This window comes from Streptomyces laculatispora, assembly GCF_017353455.1.
Classification (GTDB): domain Bacteria; phylum Actinomycetota; class Actinomycetes; order Streptomycetales; family Streptomycetaceae; genus Streptomyces; species Streptomyces laculatispora.
In genome coordinates this window covers 1-4,315 of record NZ_JAFMPZ010000346.1, presented here as the reverse complement: position 1 = coordinate 4,315, position 4,315 = coordinate 1, and the positions used below count along the sequence as shown (strand labels likewise).

The 4,315-nt window shown below is 74.4% G+C and carries 1 protein-coding gene; it reads right to left on the bottom strand.

Features of this window, described 5'->3' with window-relative positions; all coding sequences use genetic code 11:
• The coding region (locus J1C73_RS18575; protein ID WP_207317390.1) for a non-ribosomal peptide synthetase at positions 1–4,315 on the bottom strand (4,315 nt) is incomplete at both ends.

The window sequence follows — 4,315 nt, the reverse complement described above, 5'->3', positions numbered from 1 at the left end:
GGCAGCGGCTCCCAGTCGGGGGCCGTGCCGTCCAGGCGCGCCGCGTAGGCCGTGGCCAGGTCCCGCAGGAACGGCCGGTCCGACCACTCGTCGGTGGTGATGTGGTGCAGCAGCAGCACGACGACATGGTCCTCGGGCGACAGCTCCACGACCGTGGCGCGCAGCAGCAGTTCGGCGGCGAGGTCGAACGGCCGGTGGACGGCCGTGTCGATGATGCCGGGCACCTCGTCCTCGGTGGCCCGGACGCACTCCACCACGGGGTGCGCCTGCCCGGCGGGCAGCACCCGCTGGAACACCTGGCCGTCGGGGGCCGTGAAGAACACCGTGCGCAGGGCCTCATGACGTGCCGTCATATCGGCGAGCGCGGTACGCCAGGCCGCCAGGTCCAGCGGGCCGCGCAACCGCAGGGCCAGCGCGAAGTTGTACGCGGCCGAGGTGCACTCGATCTGCTGGATGACCCACAGCCGCTGCTGGGCGTGGGAGAGCGGCAGCCGCTCCGGCCGGTCGCCGGCGGTCAGCGCCGGACGGGCGGCGCCGTCGGCACGGGCGGCGCGCGCCACCAGTTCGGCGACGGTCGGTGCCTCGAAGAGGTCCCGGATCGCCAGCTCCGCGTCGAGCGCGGTGCGGGCCCTGCTGATCAGCCGGGTGGCCAGCAGCGAGTGCCCGCCCAGATCGAAGAAGTCGCTGTCGGTCCCGACGCTGCCCGTGGGCAGCCCGAGGACCTCGGCGAACAGGGCGCAGAGCGTCTCCTCCCGCGGGGTGCGGGGAGCGCGGCCGGTGCCCGCGGCGGCGAGGTCGGGTGCGGGCAGCGCCCTGACGTCCAGCTTGCCGTTGACGGTCAGGGGCAGCGTCGTGAGGGTGACGAGCGCGGCGGGGACCATGTAGTCCGGCAGCCCGGCCTTCAGATGGTCGCGCAGCCGCCGGGTCAGCGCGTCGTCGGACCAGGCGCCCTCCTCCGGTACGACATAGCCGACCAGGCGCTTGGCGCCCGCCCGCTCCGAGACGACGACCGCCGCGTGCGCGACCTCGGGGTGCGCGGACAGCGCCGTGGAGATCTCGCCCAGCTCGATGCGGTAGCCGCGGATCTTCACCTGGTCGTCGGTGCGGCCGAGGAAGTCGAGCAGCCCGTCGCGGCGTTGGCGTACCAGGTCGCCGGTGCGGTACATGCGCTCGCCCGGTTCGCCGAACGGATCGGCGACGAACCGCTCGGCCGTCAGCGCGGGCCGGTCGTGGTAGCCGCGGGCCAGGCCCGTACCGGCGATGTACAGCTCGCCGGGGCTGCCCGGCGGTACGGGGCGCAGCATCGGGTCCAGCACATGGGCACGGGTGCCGCGGATCGGCACCCCGACCGTGGAGGTCGCGCTGTCGGCGGTGGACCCGCCGAGCGTGTTGATCGTGTACTCGGTCGGCCCGTAGAGGTTGTAGCCGTAGGTGCCCTCGGTGCGGCGCAGCCGGGTCCAGACCGTGTCGGGGACGGCCTCGCCGCCGAGCAGGACCAGTGCGGGCCGGTGCTTTCCGGCGCCCTCGTCCCGGTCGAGCAGGCCCTCCTCGATGAGCAGCTGCGCGTAGGTGGGCGTCACGTTGACCACGTCGATGCGGTGGCTGTCGCAGTAGGCGACCAGTGCCTCGGCGTCGCGGCGGAGCTCCTCGTCGCAGACGTGGACCTCGTGGCCCTCGACGAGCCAGAGCATTTCCTCCCAGGACATGTCGAAGGCGAAGGACACGGTGTGCGCGATCCGCAGCCGCCGTCCGCCGGCCGAGGCGATGGCCGGGTCGAAGATCTCCTTCTGGTGGTTGAACTGCATGTTCGTCAGTCCGCGGTAGGGGGTGACGACGCCCTTGGGACGGCCGGTCGAACCGGAGGTGTAGATGACGTACGCGGGATGGTCCAGGCGGCCCGGCACCCCGTGCGCGAACGCGGGCCGCTCGGCGTCGGTGACCTCGTCGCCGGGGAGCGCGGCCAGCTCGGCGGCCACGGCCGCGTCGTCCAGCAGGAGTTCGGGGGCGACGGGGCCCTCCTCGTCGCGCAGGGACGGGGCGACGGCGGTGGTGGACACCAGGCACAGCGGTCCGGTGTCCCGCGCCATCAGGCGCAGCCGGTCGGCGGGGTGGTCCAGGTCGAGGGGCAGATAGGCGGCGCCGGTGCGCAGTACGGCGAAGAGCGCGGCCACCATCTCGATGGAGCGCGGCAGCGCGAGCGCCACCACCTTCTCCGGACCGGCTCCGCGGGCGAGCAGCAGCCGGGCGAGCCGGTTGATGCGGGCGTCCAGCTCGGCGTAGGTGAGGGCCCGCTCGCCGAAGACGAGCGCCACCGCGTCCGGGGTGCGGGCGACCTGGGCGGCGAGCAGATCGGCGACGGTCTCGTCGGGCACCGGCTCGCGGCCGGTGAGCTGCGCGGCGGCCGTCGCGGTCCGCTCCGCGGGCAGCAGCAGGTCGACACCGGCGGTCCGGGCCCCGGCCGCGTCCCCGCCGTCCAGGCTTTCGGCGAGGCGGACGAGCACGGCCATGAACCGGTCGAGGACGGTGGTCGCGGCCTCGGTGTCGAACAGGTCGGGCCTGGCCGCCAGGGTGATCCGCAGCCGGCTGCCGGGGGTGACGATCAGGGTGAGCGGGAAGTGGGTGCCGTCCACGTTGGACATGGCGGTGATGCCGTGCCGCCGCCGCAGCTCGGCGGCCCGGTCCTCGCCGTCGGCCGAGCGCAGGACGAACAGGGTGTCGAAGAGCCGGCGGTGGCCCGTCTCCTGCTGCAGGACGCCGAGTCCGACGTACTCGTACGGCATCACGGCCGCGCGCTCGGACTGCATCCGGCGCAGCAGGCCGAGCAGCGGCTCGTCCGGGGTGAACGTGACCCGCGCCGGAATGGTGTTGAGGAACATCCCGATGATTCCGGCCGCGTCCGGGACGTCCGAGGGCCGTCCGGCGACGGCGGTGCCGAAGACGACATCGGTGCGGCCGGTCGTCGCCGAGAGCACCAGCGCCCAGGCCGCGTTCAGCACGGTGTTCAGGGTGAGCCCGTGCCGGCGGGCCGTGGCGCGCAGCAGTTCGCTGGTCCGCGGCGTCAGCACGGTGTCGTGGTCCGCCGGGATGACCGGGCCGGTATCGCGCCCGGAGGGGGCGAGCAGGGTCGGCTCGTCGAGGCCGGAGAGCGACCGGCGCCAGGCGGTGAGCGCGGCCCCGGTGTCCTGCTCGTCCAGCCAGCCGAGGTAGTCGCGGTAGGAGCCGGGGACCGGCAGTCCGGTGTCGTCGCCGGCACGCTCGTACAGCGTGAACAGCTCCTCCAGGAACAGCCACGCGGACCAGCCGTCCCACAGGATGAGGTGATGGGTGATCACGAGCCGGTCCCGGCCGTCGCCGAGCCGGATGAGCAGCAGCCTGCACAGCGGGGGCGAGGACAGGTCGAAGCGCTGCCTCCGGTCGGCGGCCAGCAGTTCCCGGGTCCGGCTGTGCTGCTGCGCGGCGGACAGCCCGCAGAGGTCCTCCTCGACGAGCGGGATCTCGGCCCCGTCGGCGATGAACTGGACCGGGCGGGGCAGCCCGTCGGCGGTGAATCCGGCCCGCAGACCGGCGTTGCGGGCCAGCAGCGTCCGGCAGGCGGCGCGCAGCCGCTCCGGGTCGACGCGGTGGTCGAAGTCGAGGGTCTCCTGGGAGAGGTAGACGTCGAGCGCCTCGCCGGAGTCGTAGGTGGCGTGGAAGTACATGCCCTCCTGGAGGGGGGAGAGCGGCCAGATGTCGGCGACCGGGAGTCCGGCGGTGGCGGCCACGCGGGCGGTCTCCTCCGGTGAGAGCACCAGACCGCCCAGCGGGGCGGCCGGCTCCTGCTCCTGCTCCTGCGGGGTGCCCGCGGCGGAGGTCAGCTGCGCGAGCAGGGCCCGCAGGGCCGGGTCCACTTCGGCGCCGGACCGCTCCTGGAGGGCCAGCACTGCCTGGAGGGCCGCAGCCGCCTGTCCGGCCTCGGCGGCGGGCACGGTCACGGCGTCGGCGGGGGCGGCCGGTCCGGGGACGGCAGGTCCGGCACCGGCGGCCTGCGCCGCGACGGCCAGTGCGGCCGGGGTACGGCACTCGAACACATCGCGGGGGCCGATGGTCAGCCCGTGCGCGCGGGCCCTGGTGGCGACCGTGATCGAGCTGAGGCTGTCGCCGCCGAGGACGAAGAAGTCGTCGTCGGCGCCGATCCCGGGCACGCCGAGCACCGCGGCGAAGATCTCGCACAGGACGCTCTCGCGCTCGTCGCGCGGGGCCCGTCCACCGGTGCGGAGGGCGGGCGCGGCGGACGGCAGCGCGTTCTGGTCGAGCTTGCCGCTGGGCGTCAGCGGCA